The organism is Nonomuraea sp. NPDC049419, from assembly GCF_040676995.1.
Taxonomy (GTDB): Bacteria; Actinomycetota; Actinomycetes; order Streptosporangiales; family Streptosporangiaceae; genus Nonomuraea; species Nonomuraea salmonea.
In genome coordinates this window covers 209810-231309 of record NZ_JBFAQB010000006.1, presented here as the reverse complement: position 1 = coordinate 231309, position 21500 = coordinate 209810, and the positions used below count along the sequence as shown (strand labels likewise).

Here is a 21500-nt window from a genome sequence, read left to right as displayed (position 1 = left end):
TGGCGGGCGACGCCACATGTAGAGTCGCCTCGTGGCGGTGAAGCCCCCCGGAAACGCCCTGCCGCGCGGGCGAATCGTGCGCGTGGTCGCGGCGGCCGTCGTCGGTGCCCTGGCCGGACTGGTGATCTTCGAGTTGTCCAGCATCGGCGGCCGCGGCCTCTACATCGCCGCCGGCGCGGTGGCCGGGATGGCCGGCGTCGTGGTGATCCAGATCTACAGCCGCTCGGCCCGGCTGACGGAGGTCAAGCTGTCGCTCCCACAGGTGAGCGAGCTGACGTTCGTGGTCAACAATGAGAGCAGGGACGTCGCGTGGAAGCTGTTCGTGGAGACCACGACCCGGATCTCCACCCAGCCGCTCGACGATGACCACGGGCTCACCCGAGAAGCGCTCTCGTCCCTCTACGGCCTGTTCGCCACCGTACGCGACACCCTGAAGGCCAGCCGCCCCTCGGTGCCCGCGCCCGGCGGCCGGACCGTCGAGCAACTGGCGATCACCATGCTCAACAAGGAGCTGCGGCCGTTCCTGTCCAAGTGGCATCCCCGGCTGCGCGAGTTCGAGCAGGCGCACCCCGATGACGCCGAGTCGGACTGGCCGGACAACGCCGCCTGCCGCGCCGAGCTGCGCACGGTGCAGCTCCGCATCCACGACTACGCGATGGGGTTCGGCGAGCTGGCCGGCGTGAGCGATCCGGAGGCGATGGCCGGTGCCGGCAGATGAGCGCCCGTTCCACTACGACGCCTTCCTGTCCTACACCTGGAAGCCGGACGCGCCCCTCGTCCGGGCCGTGCGCGACGCCCTGCACCGCCTGGCCAGGCCCTGGTACCGGCTGAGGGCGTTACGGGTCTTCCGCGATCAGTCCAGCATGGGGTCGAACTCCGGACTGGACCGGGCGATCGAGGACGCGCTCGACGCCTCCCGGCATCTCATCGTGTTCCTGTCGCCGCAGGTCGCCGGGTCGCCCTTCGTCAACGACGAGATCCGCTACTGGCTGGCGCACAAGAGCGTGGAGACCCTCCATCTGGTCCTGACCGGCGGCTCGCTCGAATGGGACGCCGCCGCCGGCCGCTTCGACGTGGAACGTTCCCGCGCGCTCCCGCCCGCGCTGAACGGCGTCCATGAGGTGCGGCCGTTCTGGATCGACCTGAGCTGGGTGACCGAGGCCGACCAGCTGGACCTGCGCAACGAGCGGTTCCGCGGCTGCCTCGTGCAGCTCGCCGCGCCCCTGCACGGCAAGGCGCCGGACGAGCTGGACGGCGAGGACGTCAGGCAGCACCGCAGGACCCGCCGGGCGGCCACCGCGGCGGTGACCGCGCTCGCCGTGCTGGCCGCGTCAACGGCGGTGGCCGCGGTGATCGCCGCCCTGCGGGCCGAGGAGGCGCTGGCCAACCTCCGCCAGGCGACCTCCCGCTACCTCGCCGGGCAGGCCCTCGCTGACCGGGATCGCGACCTGGACCGGGCGCTGCTGCTGGCCGTGCACGCCTGGCGTACCGAGGGGACCCCCGCCGCCCGCAGCAGCCTCATCACCACCGTGCACGAGGCGATGCGCGGGGTGCTCGCGTTCCCGCGCATCCGCGCCGGCGACCCGATCCCCTTCGAGTTGCAGACGCTCGCCGTCAGCCCGGACGGCCGCCGGATGGCGGCCAGCCGCTACGCCGCGGCGGGCGACGCCGGCGCGCCCGCCGACGGCCGCATCTACGTCTGGGAGCTCACCGGCGGCACGGCCCGCGTCCTGCGCAGCCCGTACGAGCAGGCCGCGAACGTACGGCGGCTCGCCTTCGGGCCGGACGGCCGGTACCTGGCCGCGGAGGAGGCCGACGGCCGCGTCCTGCTCTGGGACCTCGCCACCGACCCCGCCCGCTTGGCGTGGACCGGCGAGGCCCCGATGACCGTCGCGACCGATCCCGCCGGCCGGGCCCCGATGGACGGCAGCACCGATGCCGCCCGCCCGGCGTCACCGGTCGACGTCACCGCCGACCGCCGCGTCCTCGCGGCGGCCTCCGCGCCCGGCACGGTCGCGTTCGTGGACCTGCTCTCAGGCCGGGTGATCGACCGCCGCCCCGGCACGTTGTTCGAGGCGGACGGCGAGTGGGTGTTCGGCAAGGACCCGGCCGACCAGCCCGTCGTGTGGGACCCACGCTCGCCGCGCACGGTGACCGTGGACATCTCCGGTCCGTACGCCTTCGCCCACCTGCGGGAGAGCCGCGTCGTCCTCGTCGCCGGCGCGAAACGGAACGACCTGCGCGGCTACGACGCGGCACACGGCCGGCTCCGCTGGCGGGTCGCACTGCCCGGCCGCGCGATCGCCGTGGCCGTGGCCCCGTCCGGCGACCGGGCGGCGGCCTGGACGCGGGACGGCACGCCCGTCGTGATCGCCACCCGCGACGGCGAGGTGCTCGGCCGCGCCCGGCGCGTCCCCGGAGCCGAGCCCGCCCTTACCTTCAGCCCCACCGGAGGGTACGTCGTCGCCGCCGACTCCGGCGGCGACGCCCGCCGCCAGACGCTGCTGGACGCCGCCACCGCCCGAATTCGCTGGACCAGACGCGGGGACGACGTCGTCTTCGGCCCCGGCGACCGTCGCGCGGTGCTCCGCGGCACCCCCGTCCTCGTCCTGGACCTCGCCACCGACGAGATCATCACCTCCGCCGACACCGACTCATGGGACGCGACCGTCTCCCCGGACGGCGGCCTGGCCGTCCTGACCGGCGACGACGTTCACCTGATCGACCTCAACGCGCCAGAACCCCGCCTGATCGCCCTCCCCGGCCGGCCCGACACGATCTACACCGCGAGGTTCGACCCCTCAGGACGCCGCCTGGCCGGGGTGGGCGCCGGAGGCGCGGCCGTCATCTGGGACGTGCCCTCCGCGCTGCGCCCCGGCGACGTGCCGACCGCACCGCGCACGGACGGCGGCGGCGCGCTGAGCGGGGACACCCTGTTCCACAAGGACGCCGGCCAGGCCGTGTGGCGGCGCGACCTGCGTACCGGCAGCGACGTGCCCGTCCCCGGCCTGCGCGGCGCGTCCCTCCAGGTGATCTCCCCGGACGGCGCTCACCTGCTGGCGTCCCTGGGCCGTGAGTACGTGCTCTGGTCCATCGCCGAGTCCAGGACCGTGCTGCGCTACCCGTTCGACATCGGCGCGCGTACGGCCTTCAGCGGCGACGGCCGCCGCTTCGCCCGCACCTGGTACGACTCGGGCAGGCGGGGATACGTGGCGACGATCTACGAGACCGGCACCGGCACCGCCATGACCACGATCCCGTTGCCCGGCTTCGCCCAGCCGACCGGCCTCACCGGCTCCTACATCTACACCGTCATAGCCCTCGACCACGAGGGCAAGCGGCTGGCGGCCGGCCTCACCACGACCCAGCTCCGCACCTGGGATGTCGACTCAGGCACGTCCAGGGGCGGCTGCGACGACCAGGCCGCCCACTACACCCTGGCCACCGGCTCCCTCCACTTCACCGCCGACCCGCACACGATGGTGCTCAACTCCGACGACCGCACCGTACGCTTCCTGAACTTCGAGACCTGCGAGGTGCGCCGCAGCCTGCGCACCGGCAACGGCAACGCCATCCTCAGCCCCGACGGCACCCTCATGACCACCGAGGAGCCGCTCCGGCTATGGGACGCCCGCACCCTCGAACCCCTCGGCGACCCGCTTCCCTTCGACGACTGGCGCGACCACTTCCGCCCCGCCTTCACCGCCGGCGGCAGACACCTCATGGTGCTGACCGCCGACGGCTCGCTCCGCCGCTGGCCGGTCGCACCCGACGAGCTGATCCGCCTCGCCTGCACCATCGCCGCCCGCGAACTCACCCCCGCCGAATGGACCAGATTCCTCCCCGACACCGACCCCCGCCCCGCCTGCGGTCAGGGCTCTTGACCGCACCGTCGGTTCGTGCCGATCTCCGCCCCTTCACTCCCTGCCGAGCAGGTCCTTCAGCGCGCGGCGGACCTTGGCGGGGGCCTTGGAGGCGAGGGTCGTCGCCTGGATCATCCCGTCGAACAGCGGCCGGGGCAGCGCCCCGAAGGCTTCCGCGATGTAGCCGCGTACCACCTCGTCGTGCCACAGCCCGTACACTTCGCTCAAGCCGCGCCTGGCCTGCGTGATCATTTCGCGGGCCTCGGGGCCGTCCCGCCCGTCCGGGGCGCTCTGGCGGGCTATGCCGAGCTGGAGCAGGGACCTGAGGGTGTCAGGGTGCCGCTCGCCCAGCACCAGCCGCTGGCCCTGATAGGCCGCGCTCGCGTGCTCGGCGACCAGCGGGAAGTCGAGCGCCCGCAGGGCAGCGCAGCTCAGGCCGTACCGGATGCGCAGCTTGATGGGATGGAGCTCGTCCAGGATGGCGCCGGCCCGCTCGTCCGCCGCCTCCAGCACCTCCCGGCCGGCGTCGGCGTCCTGCCAGCCCGCCAGGTTGATGCCATAGCCGATCATGGCGCTCAGCGCGAGCGGGTTCGTCGGGCCGAGCGTGCGCTCGTACTCCTCACACAGCTCCTTCATCCGCGCGAGCTGCTCTCTGTCCACCTTGCCGAACGGCATAGGCCGATGCGCGAACGCCGCCAGCTCCGCGTCCACCAGTGCCACGGCCGCCTCGAACGCCAGGGGATGCCGCGCCAGCCCGGCACGTTCGAAACCGGCGAGCGCCTTCTCCGCCGCCGCCCGCGCGACCCGGGGCCGGCTGGTCAACGCGTGCAGCAGCGCCTCCTCCAGAAGGCGTTGCGGCAGAGCGGAAGCGGTGACCTGGGCCAGCACGGCGCCTGCGGCCTCCAGCCTCCCCCGCTGCCGCAACGCCCGCGCCCGGTCGATGCGCATCCTGTCAGCCCCCTCGTCGGGCATCCCGGGCAGCCGCTCCTCCAGCCGCTCCCAGTACGGCTCCGCCTCCGCGTACTGACCGAGCCCGTCGAGCGCGGCGGCGAGCGCATGCAACGCCCCCACCTCGGTGTGCGGCGGAGGAGCGGTGAGAGCCCGCCGGGCCAGGGCGGCAGCCAGGGTGTAGTCGGCGACGGTGACGAGCAGAAGCGCGGCGCGGGTGGCGGCCGCGCGGGCACGTGGGTCGCCCGGGCCATGGCGGTGACGCAGCCGTTCCGCGAGCTCCCGCGCGTACCCGGCGGCGGAGACGTGGTTCCCGGCCCGCTCGTCGATCGCGGCCAGCCGCGACAGCAGCACCTCGGCGATCTCAACGGGCAGTTCCCCCTGGGCCACCAGGTGCCGGGCGTGCGCCACCACCTCGGGCTCGGCGGCTTCGGCCGCAGGTGCGTCCGGCCGGCTCATCGGCGAACCTTCGAGCTCGGCGACCGGCAGGCCCACGGGATCGGATGGGGTCAGGAGTCCGGCCACCGCCTGGCCTACGGCGGCGAGGCAGCCGTGCCGGGCCGTGTCAGGCAGGGCGCGCAGCAGGCGCGCGTGCACCGACACGCTCTCGCCCGCCGAGACCACGAGACACCGGCGGACCAGCGACTCCAGCGCCGGCAGGAGCCGGTCCTGCGTCTCCTGCCGGCTCCAGCCGTGCAGCAGCGCCGCCGCCCGGCTCAGCAGGCCGCGCGGGAACGGGACCGGCGCGAGGAACGACGCCAGCCCGAGCACCGTCAAAGCCGGGGAGTCGAGGTCGCAAAGGATGTCCGCGAGCACGCTGTCCGCGGCGCCGGTGACCGCACGGCGGTACTCCGCCACGGTGATCACGCCGCGGCCCGCCCGCAGCTTGGCCCCCGCCACGCGAAGGTCCTGGGGATGCCCGCCGAGGTCGCGGACGAGCCGGACCGCCTCGGCCTCCTCCCCGGCCTCGTACCCGTCCCTGAGGAGCGCGAGTCCTTCCGCCTCGCGGAGCCCGTCGAGGCGTACGGGTCCGCCGAGGTCGCTGAACCGGTCCTCCCGGCAGGTCAGGATCGTGCGGACGTACCGGGAGGGGATCAGCAACTCCCGCACCACGTCATCGGAAACCCCTCCGGGGATCTGGTCGACGACCCACAACACCGGCTCCGCCCGCTCATTGACGCGCCCGGCGAGGTGCGAGCGCAGATGCTCGTCATCGACGCCGTCGAGCGGGACACGGGTGGCGGCGGCCATCTCCCTCACCGAACGGCGATAGCCGAGCAGCACGTCGGAGCCGGAGAGACCGGGATCGAGAGCGAACCAGTGCACGCCACCGGGAAAGGCGGCCGCGAACGCCTGGGCGTACTGGGCGGCCAGCGTGGTCTTGCCGCTCCCCGGCAGCCCGGAGACCACCGCCACGCCCATTCTCGGCCCCGGCTCGACCAGCGGCGACGCGCCCGCGTGCAGCGCGGAGTGCAACCGCCACAGCTCCGCGTACCGCTGGATCGCCCCGCGATCGGGCAGCGGCTCACCGGGCCACCAGTGCGGCGCCTCGCCGCCCGCGACCGCGCCCAACGGCCCGGGAAGCGCCCTGACCAGCGCCGCCACCTCCTCGGCGAAGCGTCGCCGCTCATCCTCGGACACCGGTGGCCGCCGGTACTTGAGGTCACGCAACTCCACTGGCTCGACGTGCTCAGAGCCCTCCTCGGGATTGACCACGAGGATCCGCCCCTGCACCGTCCCGCTCCGTTGCGCCAGCAGGAACGCGAAGGTCAGCTCGAGCTGGCAGGCCGGGCGCGTCGCGTACGCCCGCGAGTAGTAGGCGAGCAGGACGGCCGACCTGAGCACACCTTCGGTGACCTTCCTGGTGATGCTCTCGTGATGCCCGATGGACCGCTCGTCCATGAACACCCGGACCTTCGCTCGTCGCAGAGCCTCCGCCAGGGCCCGCGCCTGCTCGCGGTCATCGCCGGCGTAACTGAGGAAGACGTCGTACTCGTCCGCTCCCATGCCACCCTCTCGGTGCACTCACCTACGAGGATCCTCCTACAGGAGCCCTTGTCGTGCCGTGATCACGCCGAGATCTGTCTATGAGAAGATCACCGCCTCTCAGCCGTGGCAGTGGAGGGCCGGGCATTCGATCACCTGGTCCCACACCCGGAATGTCGTCCGGCAGCCGGGGCCCGTCGCGTCTCCGAAGAGGTGGAGGAGTCTCGTCGCTAGTGCTGTGACCGGAAACGATCACCGGGCTGTTGCAGAGGAGTGCCTTTGGAGAGGAGCTTCCGCGTCTTCGGGGATCGGTTGCCGTCCGTCAACAGCAGTGATGGCCGTAGACGACGATCAGGGTGGGGTCGGGAGACGAATCTAGCGGTAGCCGGTCAGGCCATCCCTCAGTTGTTCTTCGTCGCCGTCCCGCTGCGCGGATAGGGCCTGCTGCAGGGCGAAGGTTGTGCGAATGATGGCGATGCGGGTGGTCATCGTGCTGTCCGACCAGCCGCCCAGCGTGAGTACCCGATTCAAGAGATGCGTGCCGTAGCTGGCATCAACGGCCGCCAGGTCCTCTGCGGGATCGCCGATCGTGACCTCATCCCAATCGATCACTCCGCTGAGCACTGGCAGTCCGTCACTCCACTCCCATAGGACGTTCTCGGCGCCCAGATCACCGTGCACCACCGCGTCGGTGATGTGGGGAAGGCTGTCGAGCGCCGCGAGCTCTCGCTCGGCTCGTTGACGCCCGCCATCGGACATGAGCCCGAACAACTCGGCGCGGACGTCCGCTGCGAACTGCCGCCATCGATCTTGTGGTGCTGGCAGGGCCGCTCGCACCTTCTCCTCAGCGCCGATCCTGGCCAGTTCGGTAAGCAACGTGACGTACTGCGTCGCCGCGGCCTCGGCCATCTGGGGATCTTCGAGTGCTTCGGCCTCCAGCGGGGCTCCAGGAACGCGGCTGAGGACGAGAAACGGCAGCTCGTCTGTGCCGTGTGTGCTGCCTTCCAGCAGTGGCTGAGGCGTGCGGAAGCCGCAATCGAACCCGGCGAGCAGGCGCAAGACAGCGGCCCTGTGCGGCAGCCGGGCCGCCGCCGCCTCGGTGCGAGGCAGGCACACGACACGGTCTGCGCCGATCACTACCTGGTGGAATTGCCCTTGGCGGACGATGAGATCTTCCGGTTTGGCGCCCGGCAGCAGCCGACTCAGCACAGCGCGATTCGTCTGCAGGATTTGCATGAGGTGCGAACTGTCCTTTCCTTCAACGTGGCGGGACGGACCGGGCGGATGATCACGCGGCGGGCGCCAGCGGACGGCCGCCCCAGCGGATGCCTTTCTCGCTGCGGACGCGGGCGCGTTCGCGGCGTTGGGCGGCCAGCATGTCGGGATGACGGGCGTGAGCGTTGCGCCAGCGCAGGTAGGCGTGCAGCGCCCTGGTCTGCACGGTGTGGTTGGGATGGTCGGAGTTGGTCAGGGTGAACTGGCGCAAGCGACGTAGATCGGCGCGCCGTCCGGGCGGGCGGCACGGATCGACTTCAGGGCGGCCCAGGTGTGGTCGCTGCCCTTGCGCCGGTGGTTGACGCCCCACAGCAGGTCGTCGCCGACGGAGTAGCAGCCGTGGAAGTAGGTGACGCCGTGGGTGCGTGGTAGGTGGCCGGCAGCCGGTCGGGCTCACCCTGTGGTGCCCAGCCCGTCCCGGCGGTGGGGCGGATGCCGAGCGGCCCGAACTCGTCGAAGGCGAAGGTGCGCTCGGGCCGCTGGGTCAGGGCGTACTCGATCTCGTCCAGCTTGGCGTCGAAGTCGGGGTCCGGTGAGTCTTTCCAGGTCTTGGTGCGCCGGGCAGGCCAGCCCGATCTCGTTGAAGCGATGGATCACATCTCGCACGGTGTCCTCGTCCGCCTGAACGAGCCGGGCGATGGCCGGCACGGTGTTGCCGCCGGCCGAGGCCGGCAGGATCATCGCCCGCCGATAGCGCACGGTGCTGGTCGTGCCGCGCCGCACGATCCGCTGCAGCTTCTGCCCCTCCTGGTCCGTCAGCCTGCGGACCTTGACCGGTTGCGTCACGCTGCCTCCCCAGCATCGATCGATGTGATCAACACCATCCAACTGGCAGGAGCGCCCTCCGCGCCAATCCGGTGGTCATTTCCGGTCACAGCGCTGGATGACACGCCGCGTTGTCCTGCTATGGACGGGCGGCGCGGACGTAGTACATCAGGTGCGGGAGCCGGCCTTCGGCCTCCACCTGGAAGCCCGCGTCGGGGATCATGGTGCCGAGAAGGTCGCGGGGGTCGTGCCGCATGGCGGGGCCGCTGAGCAGGCCGACCAGGTGCCGGGTGAGGTGGCCGTCCGGCGGGCGGAACTCGGCGATGAGCAGCCGTCCGCCCGGGCGCAGTACGCGGAACATCTGCCGTAGTGCCTCGGGCCTGGCCTCGCTCGGCATGTGATGGATGGCCAGGCTGGAGACCACCAGGTCGAAGGAGCCGTCGGGGTAAGGCAGGCGCTGGCCTTCCCCGACGGTGTAGGAGCAGTTCGCGGGGGAGCGCCCGCGGGCGTGGTCGATCATCGCGGGGGACGGGTCCAGGCCGGTGACGTGGCCGGTGGGCGCGACGACGGGGGACAGGATGCGCGTGAGGTAACCGGTGCCGCACCCCACATCCAGGACGCGGTCGCCGGAGTGCGGCCGGGCGGCGGTGGCCAGGCGGGTGAAGGCGGTACGCCGCGCGCCGAGGAAGGCGATGGAGGCGAAGGTCTCGTACATGCGGGGACGGTCGATGGTGCCGCCCGCGTCGGCGTGCTCCTGATGGCTGTGCAGAAGTTTCCCCAGTCCCATGACGGCTCCTCTGATGCCGGACACTGTGTTCGGTTATGAAGCATGCGTTCATAATGGATCGTGGTCAACGAGCAGTCCGGCCGTGCTGTGCCGTACCGGACAAAAGACGGAAAAGTGTCTGGAGACCGGCGGGTGCGGCGGACGCGGCGGCTGATCCAGGAGGCGCTGGTGGCGCTGATCCTGGAGAAGGGCTACGACGCGGTGACCGTCACCGACATCATCGAGCGCGCCGACGTGGGCCGGTCCACCTTCTACGCCCACTTCACCGACAAGCAGGACGTGCTGTTCAGCAACCTCGACCAGCTCGCCTTCCTGCACCTCGCGCCGAGGGGCGAGGCAAGGGAGCTGTTCGCCTTCAGCCGCCCGATGTTCGAGCACGTCCGCGAGCAGGAACGGCTCGTACGCGCGCTGATGGGCCGGCGCAGCGGCGGGCTGGTGCACGCGCGGGGCGAGCAACTGCTCGGGACACTGGTCAAGGAGGAACTGCTCGCCGCGGGCAGTCAGGCGTCGGTCTCGCTCGATCTGCTGGTGACCTGCGTGGTCGGTGCGTTCATGGGGCTCCTGCGCGCCTGGATCGACGGTGAGACCACCGCCTCGCCGGCCGAGCTTGACGCCGCGTTCCGCGCGGCCGTCCTGCCCGGCGTACGCGCGGCACTGCGACAGGACGGGCCCCTTCGGATTGATCGGTGAGCGTCGCGGAATCCGAGGTCGCTCAGTCGTGGCGGGGGATGCCTGACACCTCGTGGTCGGCGTGGAAAAGGATCTCCTTGATGAGGGAACGGACGTGGGCGTCGCGGGCCCGGTACACCACGTGACGGCCCTCCCTGCGTGTCTGCACCAGCCCGCCCGATCGGAGCTTCGCCAGGTGCTGGGAGACCGAGGGACGTGCCACGCCGAGGACCGCGGCGAGGCTGCCGACGTCGTACTCACCGTGGGACAGCAACCACATCAGCCGCAGCCGCGTGCCGTCGCTGAGCAGGCGGAACGCGTCCACCGCCGCGCCGACCTGCTCGGCGGTGGGCTGCGCCGGCCGGGAGTCGTCGTCAGGTGCGTACATGACTCCATCATCGATGGGTGAGCAGGGGTGCGTGGTGGTCCACCCCGTCGGGACCGTCCGGATCGGCGTGCACGGTCGCGGCCTTCAGTCTGGGCAGGGCGTGGATCAGGCGGTGCTCGGCCTCCACGGCTACGGCGTGCGCCTCGACCAGCGTCGACTCGTGGCCGACCTGGATGTCGACCTCGGCGCGCAGGGCGTGGCCGATCCAGCGCAACCGTACGGATCCCACGCGCCGGACGCCGGGCACGTCGGCGAGGATGTGCTCGGCCTGCTCGACCAGCTTGGGATCCACCGCGTCCATGAGGCGGTGGTAGATCTCGCGGGCGGCGCCGCGCAGCACGAACAGGATCGCGACGGTTATCAGCAGGCCGACGATCGGATCGGCCAGGGGGAAGCCGAGCGCGGCGCCTCCCGCGCCGAGCAGTACGGCCAGGGAGGTGAAGCCGTCGGTACGGGCGTGCAGGCCGTCCGCGACGAGGGCGGCCGAGCCGATCTCGCGGCCGACCTTGATCCGGTAGCGGGCGACGAGTTCGTTCCCCAGGAAGCCGACGAAGCCCGCGCCGGCCACCCAGGCGAGCGCTTCGACGTTCTGGGGGTCGATGAGGCGCTTGACCGCCTCGTAGCCCGCGAGCCCGGCCGAGGCGGCGATGAGCAGCACGATGACGATGCCCGCCAGGTCCTCGGCCCGGCCGTAGCCGTAGGTGAAGCGGCGAGTGGCGGCCCGGCGGCCGATCCAGAACGCGATGCCCAGCGGGACGGCGGTCAGCGCGTCGGCGACGTTGTGCAAGGTGTCGCCCAGCAGCGCCACCGAGCCTGAGCAGGCGACGATGACCGCCTGGGCCAGGGCGGTGACCATGAGCGCGGCGAAGGATATGGCCAGCACCCGCAGACCGCGGGCGCTGGACTCCAGGGCCGCGTCGGTCTTGTCCACGCTGTCGTGGCTGTGCGGGGTGAGCAGGTGCTTGATCCCGTCGAGCACCCGGCTGATCCCACGGTCGTGACCGTGGCCGTGTCCATGTCCGTGCTGATCCGACATATCTGCCCCTCCCTGCCCGAATCGGACTGTGAGGGGAGCATATGTAGTCATGTACGCACGCGACAACGAATCACGTGCCACTCCTGCGCAAGAGCACATGCCAGGGACATGCAGGTCAAGATGGTTCTCGCCGTCTTCCGCAGCTCAACGGCCACCCGGCCCCGATCTGCGGTCCCTGCGGTGCCGTCGATGAGCGTCGCAAATCTCTCGGTGGATGGACCCGCGCGCTTGGACCGAGCACGCGATGCCCATGGCCGCTCCAGGACGGGACGGGCTCACGGGCTCACGGGCTCACGGGCTCACGGGCTCAAGGGTCGGCTTGACCGGGCGCAACCCCGGCGGCCGGGTATGCCGGCGCGGTCCCCTGCGCCGCGCAGATCGGCCGGCTGTCGTGCGAGGTGCTGCTGCAAGGGCGGCCGCAGGCCCGGAGAACGTGCGGTAAGGCAAAGTTTAGGGAGAGATCAACGTGTATCGCACTATTTGGGATGTCTCGTTATGTCTGCCCTGTTGTCGTATTTGATGGCCGAAGAGAAGAGGCCGAGAGGAACAGTGCAACAACCGGGGGAGATCATGCAGAGCAGGCAGTATCTCGGGCTACTCGGGGTGAGGGCCCCGTCGGTCCCGTATCCGGATCCGCGCACGCCCAGCGGGAGCGGCACGGACAGCAGCCGTAGTTCGCGTCGCCGTAGGCGTCGCCGCTGACGTCAGTCACGACCTTGGCGGCGAGCACGGTGCCGAAACGCGGAACCAGATCCCTCACTTCGATGGCGGGGGTGCAGGGATCTGGCATCGAACGTCTTCACCCCGTGCGCGTGAGGACGGCGGCGGCCAGTTCCTCGTGCACCTCGGTCGGCAGGGTGTGGCACATGCCTCGCACGACCATCAGCCGCGCGTCGGGGATCTGCTCGGCGCTGATCGCGCCGTGCCCCGGCTTGGCCGGCGCGTGGTTGCCTCCTGATGACCAGCGTGGGGCCTCGACCTGGTACGCCTCGTCCTTGGCCGTCTAAGCTCCGGGCCACTCTCGAGCCCGTAACCCCCAGATCCCAACCACCGCGACTGAAGCCCGACCAGGGCCCGCCCCACAGCTTGCCGGCGGACCTTCAGGACATGAAGCCTGCCGACGTCAGCGGGTAGGACGCGACATACTCCTCATGCCCCGCTGATGTGACCGTGGCGCCGGCCGCACCCGGGATGAGGGCGGCGGCGATCACACCGGCCAGCGCGACGACACTCAGACGCTTCGCGAGCATTTTCATGGTGCTCCTCGAACAGAGGGGTTCCGCATTTTCGCCGATGCGAAGCGAGCGAGGAACGCCTACCTCGACGCCGGTGGACCGCCGACTGCCAGGTGGCCGCTCCACACCGAGGTGGTCGCTGCCCACGTCGTTCGCCATGAGACGATCTCGGACGCCGTCGTTCTCGTCTCCGCAGGCACCAGCAGGAGGAATCAGTGTCATCCACGCGTCCGCACACCGCCGAGGAGAAACTCGCCGACGCGAAGAAGCAGCTGAGCCTTCCGCCTATCGTCGTGATCTGCGGCTCCACTCGTTTCATGCCCGAGATGAGCGAGGCCGACGTGCGGGAGACCGTGGCCGGGAAGATCGTCGTCAAGCCGGGTTGCGACATGAAGTCGTCGCACGAGCTCTGGTCCGATCCTGTTGCGGCCGAGGCGCTCAAGGTGCGACTCGACGATCTGCACCGAGCGAAGATCCGGCTCGCTGACGAGGTGCTCGTCGTCGGCGACTACATCGGAGACAGCACCCGAGCCGAGATCGGCTACGCCCGGTCGCTGGGCAAGCCCGTGCGGTTCACCCACCCCGAAGTCGACCCCGACGCCTGACCGCCCGACGTCACTGACTCATTCTCGTCATGAAGGGGCCTGGGGCTCGAATCCCAAGGCAGCTCCGAGCTCAAGGGATGTCGCGGACGCAATCGAGCTGCGGCGGGCTTCCGTCACCAGGCGGCATGGCGGCATGGCGGCATGACGGATCTCCGGTGGGGCGAGGCCAAGGACTTCTTCGATCCCGACTCGATGGGCGCGCTGCCGGACCTCTTCGTTCCGGACGCCACGGTTGAGGACTGGCAGACCGTTCTGGACCTCGTCAGAGCATGCGGGTGGCAGTGGCAGTACTCGCAGGGCGACACCGTAGGGCCGCTGCCCACCGCCGCCGAAGTGTTCGCGCGCACGCCTGAGGCTGAGACGGTGTCGTTGCGGGTCTGGCCCGTTCCGGGGGTGCTCGCGATCTTCTGGTTCTGGCGGAGACCGAGATCGACTTCGATGTCGACCTTCGGGAATTGCAAGGTCAAGTGGGCGTCGACATTCTCTGCGACTTTCTGAGGGCCATTGGAACCGGCCGCCGAACGCCTCCTATAGGTCAGGGCGGGGTGAGGATGCCGCGGGCGATGGCGGTGGTGACGGCGGCGGTGCGGTCGGTGACGCTTAGCTTGTCGAAGATGCGCATCATGTGGCTTTTCACGGTCGCCTCGCTGATGAACAGTTCGCGGCCGGTCTCCGGGTTTGACAGGCCGCGGGCCGCGCACTCCAGCACCTGGATCTCCCGGGGCGTGAGGGAGGGGGTCTCGCCGCGCATGCGGGTGGCCAGCTTGGCCGCGACCGGGGCGGCGAGCACGGTGCCGCCCGTCGCGGCCGTGCGGATGCCGGCGACCAGTTGTTCCGCCGAGGTGTCCTTCAGCAGGTAGCCGGTGGCGCCCGCCGCGACGGCACGCAGGATGTCGCCGTCGGAGTCGTAGGTGGTGAGGACGACGATCGCCTTCGCGGTCCCGGCCGCGACGATCTGCCGGGTCGCCTCGACGCCGCCCATGCCGGGCAGCCGCAGGTCCATCAGCACCACGTCGGGCTCGACGGCCGCCGCCAGCTCGACCGCCTCCTCGCCGGTGCCGCACTCGGCGACCACCGTGAGGCCCTGCTGGGCGGCCAGCACGGCGCACAGCCCCTGCCGGACTATGGGGTGGTCGTCGACGATGAGCACGCGTACGGTCACGACGGCAGCTCCACCCGCACCACGGTTCCGGAGGGCGGGTTGGGGCCGACGGTCAGCGTGCCGCCGATCTCGGTGACGCGCTCGCGCATACCGCCGATGCCGTACCCGGTGCCGGGTTCGCGGGGGTCGAAGCCGTGGCCGTCGTCGCCGATGCGCAGGGTCACGCTGGCGTCCCCGTACGCCAGCACGCCCTCCACCCGGGCCGCGCCGGACGCGTGCTTGCGGACGTTGGCCAGGGCTTCCTGGGTGACGCGTAACAGCACCACTTCCTCGTTGGGGGTGAGCCTGCGGGGTGTGCCGGTCACCGTGAAGACGACGTCGAGCGCGGTCTCCGCCGCGAACCGCTCGGTGAGCCCGCGCAGCGCGTCCGGGAGGGAGGAGTCGCGGAGCTGGGGCGGCGGCAGCGCCGCGACCAGGGCCCGGGCTTCGGCCAGGTTGTCGATGGCGGTGCGGCGGGCCTGTTCGAGGTGGCCGCGGGCGGCTTGGTCGTGCTCGCAGGTGCCGGCCTTGGCCGCTTCGATCAGGAGCAGGACACTGGTGAAGCCCTGTGCGAGCGTGTCGTGGATCTCCCTCGCCAGCCGCTCCCGCTCGGCCAGCACCCCCGCCTCCCTGCTGACCTCGGCCAGTTGGGTCCGCGCTGCGGCCAGCTCTTCGACGAGCCTGGCCCGCTGCCGGCTCTGCTCGATGATCCGGGTGATCCAGACGCCGAGCACGAGGGCGGTCAGCAGCGCCACCGCCGCCATCAGGAGCACCGAGGCCGGCTCCTGCCCGTACGCGTCACTGCGGACGATCATGACGGCGGCCATCGACGCCACGCTCGCGACCGTCACGGGGATGGCTCTGCGCAGCGGCAGCAGCGCCCAGATGTGCGGGTACAGCATGAACGACATCAGCGGGCCGGACGGCGCCGCGGCCCACAGGGCCGCCGACAGGGGGAGAGCGCCGGCCAGGTAGACGACACCCAGCCGGCCCTGGGCGCGGTGGAGTGCGCGGGCGCCGGTGACGGCGTACCAGCCGCACAGCAGTGCGAGGACGACCAGGGCGGCGGGCCGCTCGGCGGTGGGCGGGCCTGGGTCGCCCATCATGATGAGACCGGCGGTGAGCAGGGCGAACACGGCGAAGGCGAGATGCCAGCCGGGAACGGTCCGGTGCCAGTCGTCCCGTCCGGGATCGACCGGAGCTGTGAGGGCGCTGCCAGCCATCCCGCCAGTATGGACCGGCGGTGTCTTCGCCGGGTATCCGACTGTCGTCGGAATCGGGGTCCCGTCCTCCGGTGACTGTCGGCGTGCCGTCGTGCTCGGGAAGACTCACCGGCCATGAACGCGAAACTCTCCGCACGGATCCTCGTCGCCCTGTCCGTCGTCTACGGCCTGGCCGTCGGCCTGCTGGCCATGCTCGGCGTCGCCGAGACGGCCATGATGACCTTCCTCATCGCCGGCGCCGTGGTGCTCGGCGGCCTGTGGGTCGTGCGCGGCCTGTTCACCGGACGCGGCTAGGGCTTCGGATTCGTCCGGCGATGAGCAGGATGCGGGCGTCGGCGATCTGTTTGGGGTCAGGGCGCGAGGACGGCCGACGACGCGGCCTCGGGTGCGGGGCGGCGTCGAGGTCTTCGCGGGTGCGGCCGGCTGAGCCTGGGGCTTATGCGTGGGTCTGGAGCCGTGGCAGGCGGCGGAGTTCGCCGCGTACGTCGAGCGGGTCCGAGACGCGCTCAAGCCCTGGATTCCGTGGGCCTACACCATCCTCGACGAGGACACCGCCCGCGCCCTCCTGCAGAGCTACGCCGACCGCCAGGCGGCCGACAGCGGCCGCATCTTCGGCGTGTACGTGTCGGGTGAGTTGCAGGGCGGCGTGCTGTACCGGACGTTCGACGCCGAGCAGGGAGTGTGCGAAATCGGCGTCTGGCTCGCCCCGGAGGCGCGCGGCAGGGGCCTGATCACCCGGGCCTGCCGGATCCTCATCGACTGGGCGCTCGACGTGCGCGGCATGACCCGTGTCGAGTGGCTGTGCGACCCGCGCAACGCCCACAGCATCGCCACTGCCCAGCGCCTCGGCTTCACCCACGAGGGCACTCACCGCAAGTCCTTCGCCTTCAACGGCGAACATCGCGATGTCCAGGTCTGGGCAATCGTCACCTGACCGCTCCTCCGCCTTGACGCCACGCCGACGAACCCCGGACGAACGATCCGACCCCACACGAAGACCACCGCTCGGGGCCGTACCCGGCGCCCGGACGGGCGCCGGAACAGGCTCGAAGACGGCCGGCCAGGTTGGTGCCTGCCGCTCATGGCACGCGGACGCACGGGGGGAGCCGCCGCGGGGCTGATGATCGATCGGCCCGTGTCACCGGCCGCGGCGCTGCGGGTCGTGGTGCCGCGGCGACAGCGCCTGCCACGACGCCTCGTACGCGGGGGGCCGGGCTGAGCCACCTGCGGTCGTGGGGGCGTTCCGGATCTCAGGGCGGAGGGTGTCGCGTCAGGGCTGCATCGCCGTCACGGACGGTGAGATCCGCGGCGCTCGTCCGGGATGAGCTTGCTTCCGGCACATCGGCTCGTCAGGGGCGGACAGCTCATAGTCGCCAGGGGACACCCGGAGTCGGGTGCTGTCTGCCGGGATGGGCGTGCTCGGGTGATCGAACGGCCGGTTGCGGTGCCAGAGTGCCGCTTCTGGCGCGCGTATGGAGGTCCTTTGCTGACGCATGACCGCTTCTGACGCGAATGCGTCATCAGGAGGGTAGGGGCCGAAGTGTACGAATCGGCTCGCTGGTAACGCCGGTGGCGGAGTGAGGGGAACGGCGGCGGGGGAGACGCATGATGACGTCGCTCGCCGAAGGACCTGGTCTCGCACTCTATGAACTCGTCCGTGACTCGCTGCCCGCAGGCCATGGCAACGGCGACACGCCTTGCGAGGCCCGTTCGGGCGAACATTGAAAGGCAGACATCTGTGCACACCATGACGACCCGGGAGTGGCACGAGTTCGTCACGCGCGGCGCGCGTACCGGGAAATTCGCGACATTGGGAGCCGACGGCGCTCCCCACGTCACGCCCGTCTGGTACGTCTTCGACGGCGAGGACTTCGCCTTCACCACCAACGGTGAAACGGCCAAGGCCCGCCACCTGCGGCGTGATCCGCGCGCGGCGCTGTGCGTCGATGACGATGCCCCGCCCTTCGCCTACGTCGAGGCTCGCGGCGAGGTGACTTTGAGCGAGGACCTGGACGAGCTCCTGGATGTCGCCACCCAGGCCGCCGCCCGGTATGTGGGCCCGGACCAGGCGGAGGAGTTCGGCAGGCGCAACGGGGTGCCCGGCGAGGTCGTCGTCCGGCTCCGCCCCACCAAGGTCATCGCCTACGGCGGCATCACCGAGTAGGACCCCGCATCCCGGGCTGGGGACAAGGCCGGCCGGAACAGTGAAAATGGCGGGACCACGTGTGGACGCGCGGGACGTGATCGTGGTCCGTGCCGGTTGGGCGGGCGGCCTGGCGTTGCGGGCGCTGCAGTGGCGGAGTGGCGGCCGGGCTGTCGTCGGCGCGGCGCACTTCGTCAGAGCAGGCATCGGCGGAGCGCTCCCGCCGCCAGTCGCAGGGCCGGGGCGGGAGCGAAGGGCGCAGGTTCCGCTGCTGTCGGGTCAGCGAGGCGGAACGGTCGAGGAGGGAGAGGGCATCGAGGGACCCTGGGGCCGGTGCGCCGGCAGGAGGGGGAGCGCGGGCGATCGGCTGGTCAGCAGGATCGAGACGAGGGTGATGAGCGAGGCGAGCGTGAGGGCGGTGGCCAGCGCTCGCAGCGGGCGGTGCTGATGGTGATCACCCGAGCGCAGGGACGGCCGGTGGTGGCGGCTCAGCAGCCAGCACGAGACGCCCAGAAGCAGGATGATCAGGCCCACGGGTGGTACGGCCTTGATGACGGCGGCGCCCAGGGCCAGCAGGGACACGGTCGTCCTGATCCAGGCCAGATGCGTGCGTTCGGGGGCCAGGCCTGGATCTCGGCCGGGGGTGCCGCCATGGCGCCGGCGAGGCTCGGGGGTCATGAGCCGCGCAGGACGACGAGGGCGGCGAGCAGCGCGACCGCTGTGATGATGATGACGAGGATGCGGGGCAGCAGGGAACGTGGCAGGCGGTGGCCGTGGCGCATGGCGTGCTGGTTGCGCCGCCACTCGAGGTAGGCGCCGCCGGGCAGGAGCGCACCTAATGCGATCAGGGGCACCGCGAGCATGCGCCGCGCGCCGGGCAGGCCGGGGAAAGGGGGTAAGACCTGCACGATCGCCAGTCCCGCGATCAACAGGGCGAGGGCGGTGCGGCTCCAGGCCAGGAACGTGCGTTCGTTGGCGAAGGTGAAGCGGACATCGGGTTCGGCGTCGGTGGGGGTGGCGTTGTGGCCGGGGGCGGGGGCTGAAGCTGTATTCTCCATGTAATCAATAGATAACTGAACGCAGTCATTTGTCCAGGTGTAAGAGGCGCCGGGCGAGACGGGCGGCAGGGCCCCGGCGCCGGCCGGTCCGGCTGGAAAATGTCGCCGGCGGGCTCGGTGGGGCGGACGGTAATGGACTGCTTTGCGCCAGGTGGGCGCGCGGGGGCGACAAGCATCTGTCTCTGCGGCCACTTGATGCACAAGCATCACATCCAGCTACTGAGAGTAGTTGCTCATTACTCACGGTAAGGATCCTGGATGGCCATCTCCTTCGCGCTCCTGCACGGTCTGGCGCCTGCCCCGCGTCATCGCCGGCCATCACCGCTCAAACGCAGAAGACACGCCCGCCGCACGCCTCTGGTCCGCAGGAGGCAGTTCGCGTGATCGTCGACTTCCCTCTCCTGGCCGGCTCTTTCCTGGTCGCGGTGATCGTCGGCCTCACCGGGATGGGCGGCGGCGCCCTGATGACCCCCATGATGATGCTGTTCTTCAACGTGCCGCCGCTGGCCGCCATCTCCAGTGACCTGGTCGCCTCGGCCGTCATGAAACCCATCGGCGGCTACGTGCACCTGCGTCACGGAACCGTCAACCTGCGCCTGGTCGCCTGGCTCTGCGCCGGATCGGTTCCCGCCGCGTTCTGCGGAGTGTTCCTGGCCCGCGCCTTCGACACCGAGGCCGCTGCCCAGCAGGCTGTGAAGTACGCCCTCGGCGTCGCCCTGCTGCTGGCCGTGGCCGGCCTGGTCGCCAAGGCCTTCCTCGCCGTACGGGAACGGTCCGGAGCCGAAGCCGACATCGCGCAGATCTCCCTGCGCCCGATCCCCACCCTGCTCGTCGGCATGATCGGAGGAGCGACCGTCGGCATCTCCTCGGTCGGCGCCGGCTCCCTGATCATCGTCGCGCTGCTCGCCCTCTATCCCACGCTGAAGGCCAACCAGCTCGTCGGCACCGACCTGGTCCAGGCCGTCCCCATGGTCGCCGCCGCCGCCGTCGGCCACCTTCTCTACGGCGACTTCCAGCTCCACCTCACCACCTCTCTCATCCTCGGCTCCATCCCCGGCGTCTACCTCGGCGCCCGGATCTCCTCCCGCGCCCCCGGCGCCGTCATCCGCGCCATGCTCGCCGTGGTCCTGCTCGCCTCCGCCCTGAAGCTGCTGGAGGTGAGCAACCAGGCCACCGCGTGGATCCTGTGCGGCGCCACAGCGACAGCCACGGTCTGCTGGTACGTCCTGCGCCGCGGCCGCCCAGGACTGGAGGAGCAAGCCACTGCGGCACCCGCCCCGGCCAGCCGTCCGGGCTGAACGCCGAGCCCGCCCGGGGTTGCGCAGAGGTCATGCACGTCTGCGCCGTCGAGCGGGACGGCCACTTCCCGGACGCGGGCCGGTCATGTCGTGCTCAGGGGGCATCCTGCCGTTCCAGCCACTTCACCATCGCCTGGTTCGTTTCTTCCGGCTTCTCCTGCTGGATCCAGTGACCGCAGTCAAGGCTGACCACCTCCACGTCGGGCACGAACTCCGCCAGGTTCTCAGCCCGTGCGACCACATCCCTGTCGCCATAGATCATGAGTGCGGGCTGCCGGATGATCGGGTCCACGTCGGCCAGCAGGTGCCAGTTGCGGTCGAGGTTCCGGTACCAGTTGATGCCGCCGGTGAATCCCGATGATTCGAAGGCGGAGACGAGGACGGCCAGTTCGCCGTCGCTCATGATGGGCTCACCGCGGGGTGTTTCCGCTCGGGCGAGATCGATCAGCGCCATGCCCGGCTGAGGCTCCCCGGGGGGCTCGTTCTTCCGGTACAGGTTGCGGAGGAACTGGAAGGTGTGGTCTTCGAACACGGCGTCCGCGACGCCCGGCCGCCGGTTGAAGTGGACGAAGTAGAAGTCGCCGCCGAACGTGTCTTCCATGAACTCGATCCAGGGTTTCTCTCCCCGCGCCTGGTACGGCAGGCTCAGGTTGATCACCTTGTTCACACGGTCGGGATGCAACAGCGTCAGTCCCCAGACGACGAACGCCCCCCAGTCATGGCCGGCAAAGGCGGCGTCTTCGTATCCATAGTGGTCGAGGAGCGCGACGAGGTCACCTGACAGGTGTTCGATGTCGTAGTCCGTCACTTCGGCCGGGCAGGACGAGTTGCCGTAACCCCGCTGGTTCGGTGCGATGACGTGGTAGCCGGCTGCGGCGAGGGCGGGCATCTGGTAACGCCAGGAGAAGGCGTGCTCCGGCCAGCCGTGGCAGAGCACGATGGGTTTTCCCGCGTTTTCTCGGCCCGCTTCGAAGACTTCGAGTTCCACGCCGTTGACCGGTATAAGCGTGGGCTGGGGAAAATCGGTTGGATTGAACATCGCGTTTCCTGTCTGTCTTCTCGGGGTGATCGGGCGGCGGA

At 70.6% G+C, this 21500-nt stretch carries 20 protein-coding genes and 1 pseudogene; 9 read left to right on the top strand and 12 right to left on the bottom strand.

Annotated features, from left to right (window positions below):
- The first annotated feature begins 31 nt into the window (after positions 1-31).
- Complete coding sequence (locus AB0K12_RS20725; protein WP_364563301.1) at positions 32-718, top strand: hypothetical protein; 687 nt, start codon at positions 32-34, stop codon at positions 716-718.
- Positions 705-3884 carry a TIR domain-containing protein gene (locus AB0K12_RS20720; RefSeq protein ID WP_364563298.1) on the top strand — a complete coding sequence of 1060 codons (3180 nt, stop codon included), beginning with the start codon at positions 705-707 and terminating at the stop codon, positions 3882-3884. The genes AB0K12_RS20725 and AB0K12_RS20720 overlap by 14 nt, the downstream gene beginning before the upstream one ends.
- Positions 3885-3917: 33 nt before the next feature.
- Here AB0K12_RS20720 and AB0K12_RS20715 read toward each other — a convergent pair whose 3' ends face one another.
- From AB0K12_RS20715 to AB0K12_RS20700, 4 genes and pseudogenes are all read right to left on the bottom strand, one after another.
- Positions 3918-6818 carry a toll/interleukin-1 receptor domain-containing protein gene (locus AB0K12_RS20715; RefSeq protein ID WP_364563295.1) on the bottom strand — a complete coding sequence of 967 codons (2901 nt, stop codon included), beginning with the start codon at positions 6816-6818 and terminating at the stop codon, positions 3918-3920.
- Between the two features lie 354 nt (positions 6819-7172).
- Positions 7173-8033: a viomycin phosphotransferase gene (gene vph / locus AB0K12_RS20710; protein WP_364563292.1), complete on the bottom strand. Its 861-nt coding sequence runs from the start codon at positions 8031-8033 to the stop codon at positions 7173-7175.
- Between the two features lie 52 nt (positions 8034-8085).
- Positions 8086-8858: pseudogene (locus AB0K12_RS20705) on the bottom strand (helix-turn-helix domain-containing protein).
- A 118-nt stretch (positions 8859-8976) separates the two neighbouring features.
- Positions 8977-9624, bottom strand: a complete 648-nt coding sequence (locus tag AB0K12_RS20700) for a class I SAM-dependent methyltransferase (RefSeq protein ID WP_364563289.1) — start codon at positions 9622-9624, stop codon at positions 8977-8979.
- A 114-nt stretch (positions 9625-9738) separates the two neighbouring features.
- Here AB0K12_RS20700 and AB0K12_RS20695 point away from each other — a divergent pair, with 114 nt between their 5' ends.
- Complete coding sequence (locus AB0K12_RS20695) at positions 9739-10314, top strand: TetR/AcrR family transcriptional regulator (protein ID WP_364563286.1); 576 nt, start codon at positions 9739-9741, stop codon at positions 10312-10314.
- Positions 10315-10336: 22 nt separating this feature from the next.
- On the opposite strand, the gene AB0K12_RS20690 is transcribed toward AB0K12_RS20695, so the two are convergent.
- The 3 genes from AB0K12_RS20690 to AB0K12_RS20680 form a co-directional block, all read right to left on the bottom strand.
- Entirely contained in the window at positions 10337-10681 is a 345-nt protein-coding gene (locus tag AB0K12_RS20690; protein ID WP_364563283.1) for a metalloregulator ArsR/SmtB family transcription factor, read from the bottom strand.
- Between the two features lie 7 nt (positions 10682-10688).
- Positions 10689-11717: a cation diffusion facilitator family transporter gene (locus AB0K12_RS20685; protein WP_364563280.1), complete on the bottom strand. Its 1029-nt coding sequence runs from the start codon at positions 11715-11717 to the stop codon at positions 10689-10691.
- A gap of 1100 nt (positions 11718-12817) precedes the next feature.
- On the bottom strand, positions 12818-12973 hold the full coding sequence (locus tag AB0K12_RS20680) for a hypothetical protein (RefSeq protein ID WP_364563277.1): 156 nt from the start codon (positions 12971-12973) through the stop codon (positions 12818-12820).
- A gap of 194 nt (positions 12974-13167) precedes the next feature.
- On the opposite strand from AB0K12_RS20680, the gene AB0K12_RS20675 reads away from it, so the two are divergent.
- Together AB0K12_RS20675 and AB0K12_RS20670 are read left to right on the top strand one after the other, a co-directional pair.
- Positions 13168-13557, top strand: coding sequence for a hypothetical protein (locus AB0K12_RS20675; RefSeq protein ID WP_364563274.1), 390 nt, complete (start codon positions 13168-13170; stop codon positions 13555-13557).
- Between the two features lie 141 nt (positions 13558-13698).
- On the top strand, positions 13699-14055 hold the full coding sequence (locus tag AB0K12_RS20670) for a hypothetical protein (protein WP_364563271.1): 357 nt from the start codon (positions 13699-13701) through the stop codon (positions 14053-14055).
- Positions 14056-14092: 37 nt separating this feature from the next.
- On the opposite strand, the gene AB0K12_RS20665 is transcribed toward AB0K12_RS20670, so the two are convergent.
- Positions 14093-14719 (bottom strand): response regulator transcription factor, encoded by a 627-nt coding sequence (locus AB0K12_RS20665; protein WP_364563268.1) that lies wholly within the window; start codon positions 14717-14719, stop codon positions 14093-14095.
- A complete protein-coding gene (locus tag AB0K12_RS20660; protein WP_364563265.1) occupies positions 14716-15921 on the bottom strand; it encodes a sensor histidine kinase in 1206 nt (401 codons plus the stop codon). The genes AB0K12_RS20665 and AB0K12_RS20660 overlap by 4 nt, the downstream gene beginning before the upstream one ends.
- Positions 15922-16035: 114 nt before the next feature.
- Between AB0K12_RS20660 and AB0K12_RS20655 the strand changes: the two genes are divergently transcribed.
- The 3 genes from AB0K12_RS20655 to AB0K12_RS20645 all read left to right on the top strand — a co-directional run bounded on the left by AB0K12_RS20655 (position 16036) and on the right by AB0K12_RS20645 (position 18085).
- Positions 16036-16215 carry a hypothetical protein gene (locus AB0K12_RS20655; protein ID WP_364563263.1) on the top strand — a complete coding sequence of 60 codons (180 nt, stop codon included), beginning with the start codon at positions 16036-16038 and terminating at the stop codon, positions 16213-16215.
- Between the two features lie 148 nt (positions 16216-16363).
- Complete coding sequence (locus tag AB0K12_RS20650; protein ID WP_364563260.1) at positions 16364-16855, top strand: GNAT family protein; 492 nt, start codon at positions 16364-16366, stop codon at positions 16853-16855.
- Between the two features lie 813 nt (positions 16856-17668).
- Positions 17669-18085, top strand: coding sequence for a PPOX class F420-dependent oxidoreductase (locus AB0K12_RS20645; RefSeq protein WP_364563952.1), 417 nt, complete (start codon positions 17669-17671; stop codon positions 18083-18085).
- A gap of 258 nt (positions 18086-18343) precedes the next feature.
- Here AB0K12_RS20645 and AB0K12_RS20640 read toward each other — a convergent pair whose 3' ends face one another.
- Together AB0K12_RS20640 and AB0K12_RS20635 are read right to left on the bottom strand one after the other, a co-directional pair.
- Entirely contained in the window at positions 18344-18742 is a 399-nt protein-coding gene (locus AB0K12_RS20640; protein WP_364563257.1) for a DUF202 domain-containing protein, read from the bottom strand.
- A complete protein-coding gene (locus AB0K12_RS20635) occupies positions 18739-19122 on the bottom strand; it encodes a DUF202 domain-containing protein (protein WP_364563254.1) in 384 nt (127 codons plus the stop codon). Before AB0K12_RS20635 ends, AB0K12_RS20640 begins: the two co-directional genes overlap by 4 nt.
- Positions 19123-19502: 380 nt before the next feature.
- Here AB0K12_RS20635 and AB0K12_RS20630 point away from each other — a divergent pair, with 380 nt between their 5' ends.
- A complete protein-coding gene (locus AB0K12_RS20630) occupies positions 19503-20420 on the top strand; it encodes a sulfite exporter TauE/SafE family protein (RefSeq protein WP_364563251.1) in 918 nt (305 codons plus the stop codon).
- A 94-nt stretch (positions 20421-20514) separates the two neighbouring features.
- Here the strand turns inward: AB0K12_RS20630 and AB0K12_RS20625 are convergent, their stop codons facing one another.
- The gene (locus AB0K12_RS20625; RefSeq protein ID WP_364563249.1) at positions 20515-21459 is read right to left on the bottom strand and encodes an alpha/beta hydrolase; all 945 of its coding nucleotides are present in this window, start codon (positions 21457-21459) and stop codon (positions 20515-20517) included.
- Positions 21460-21500 lie beyond the last annotated feature (41 nt).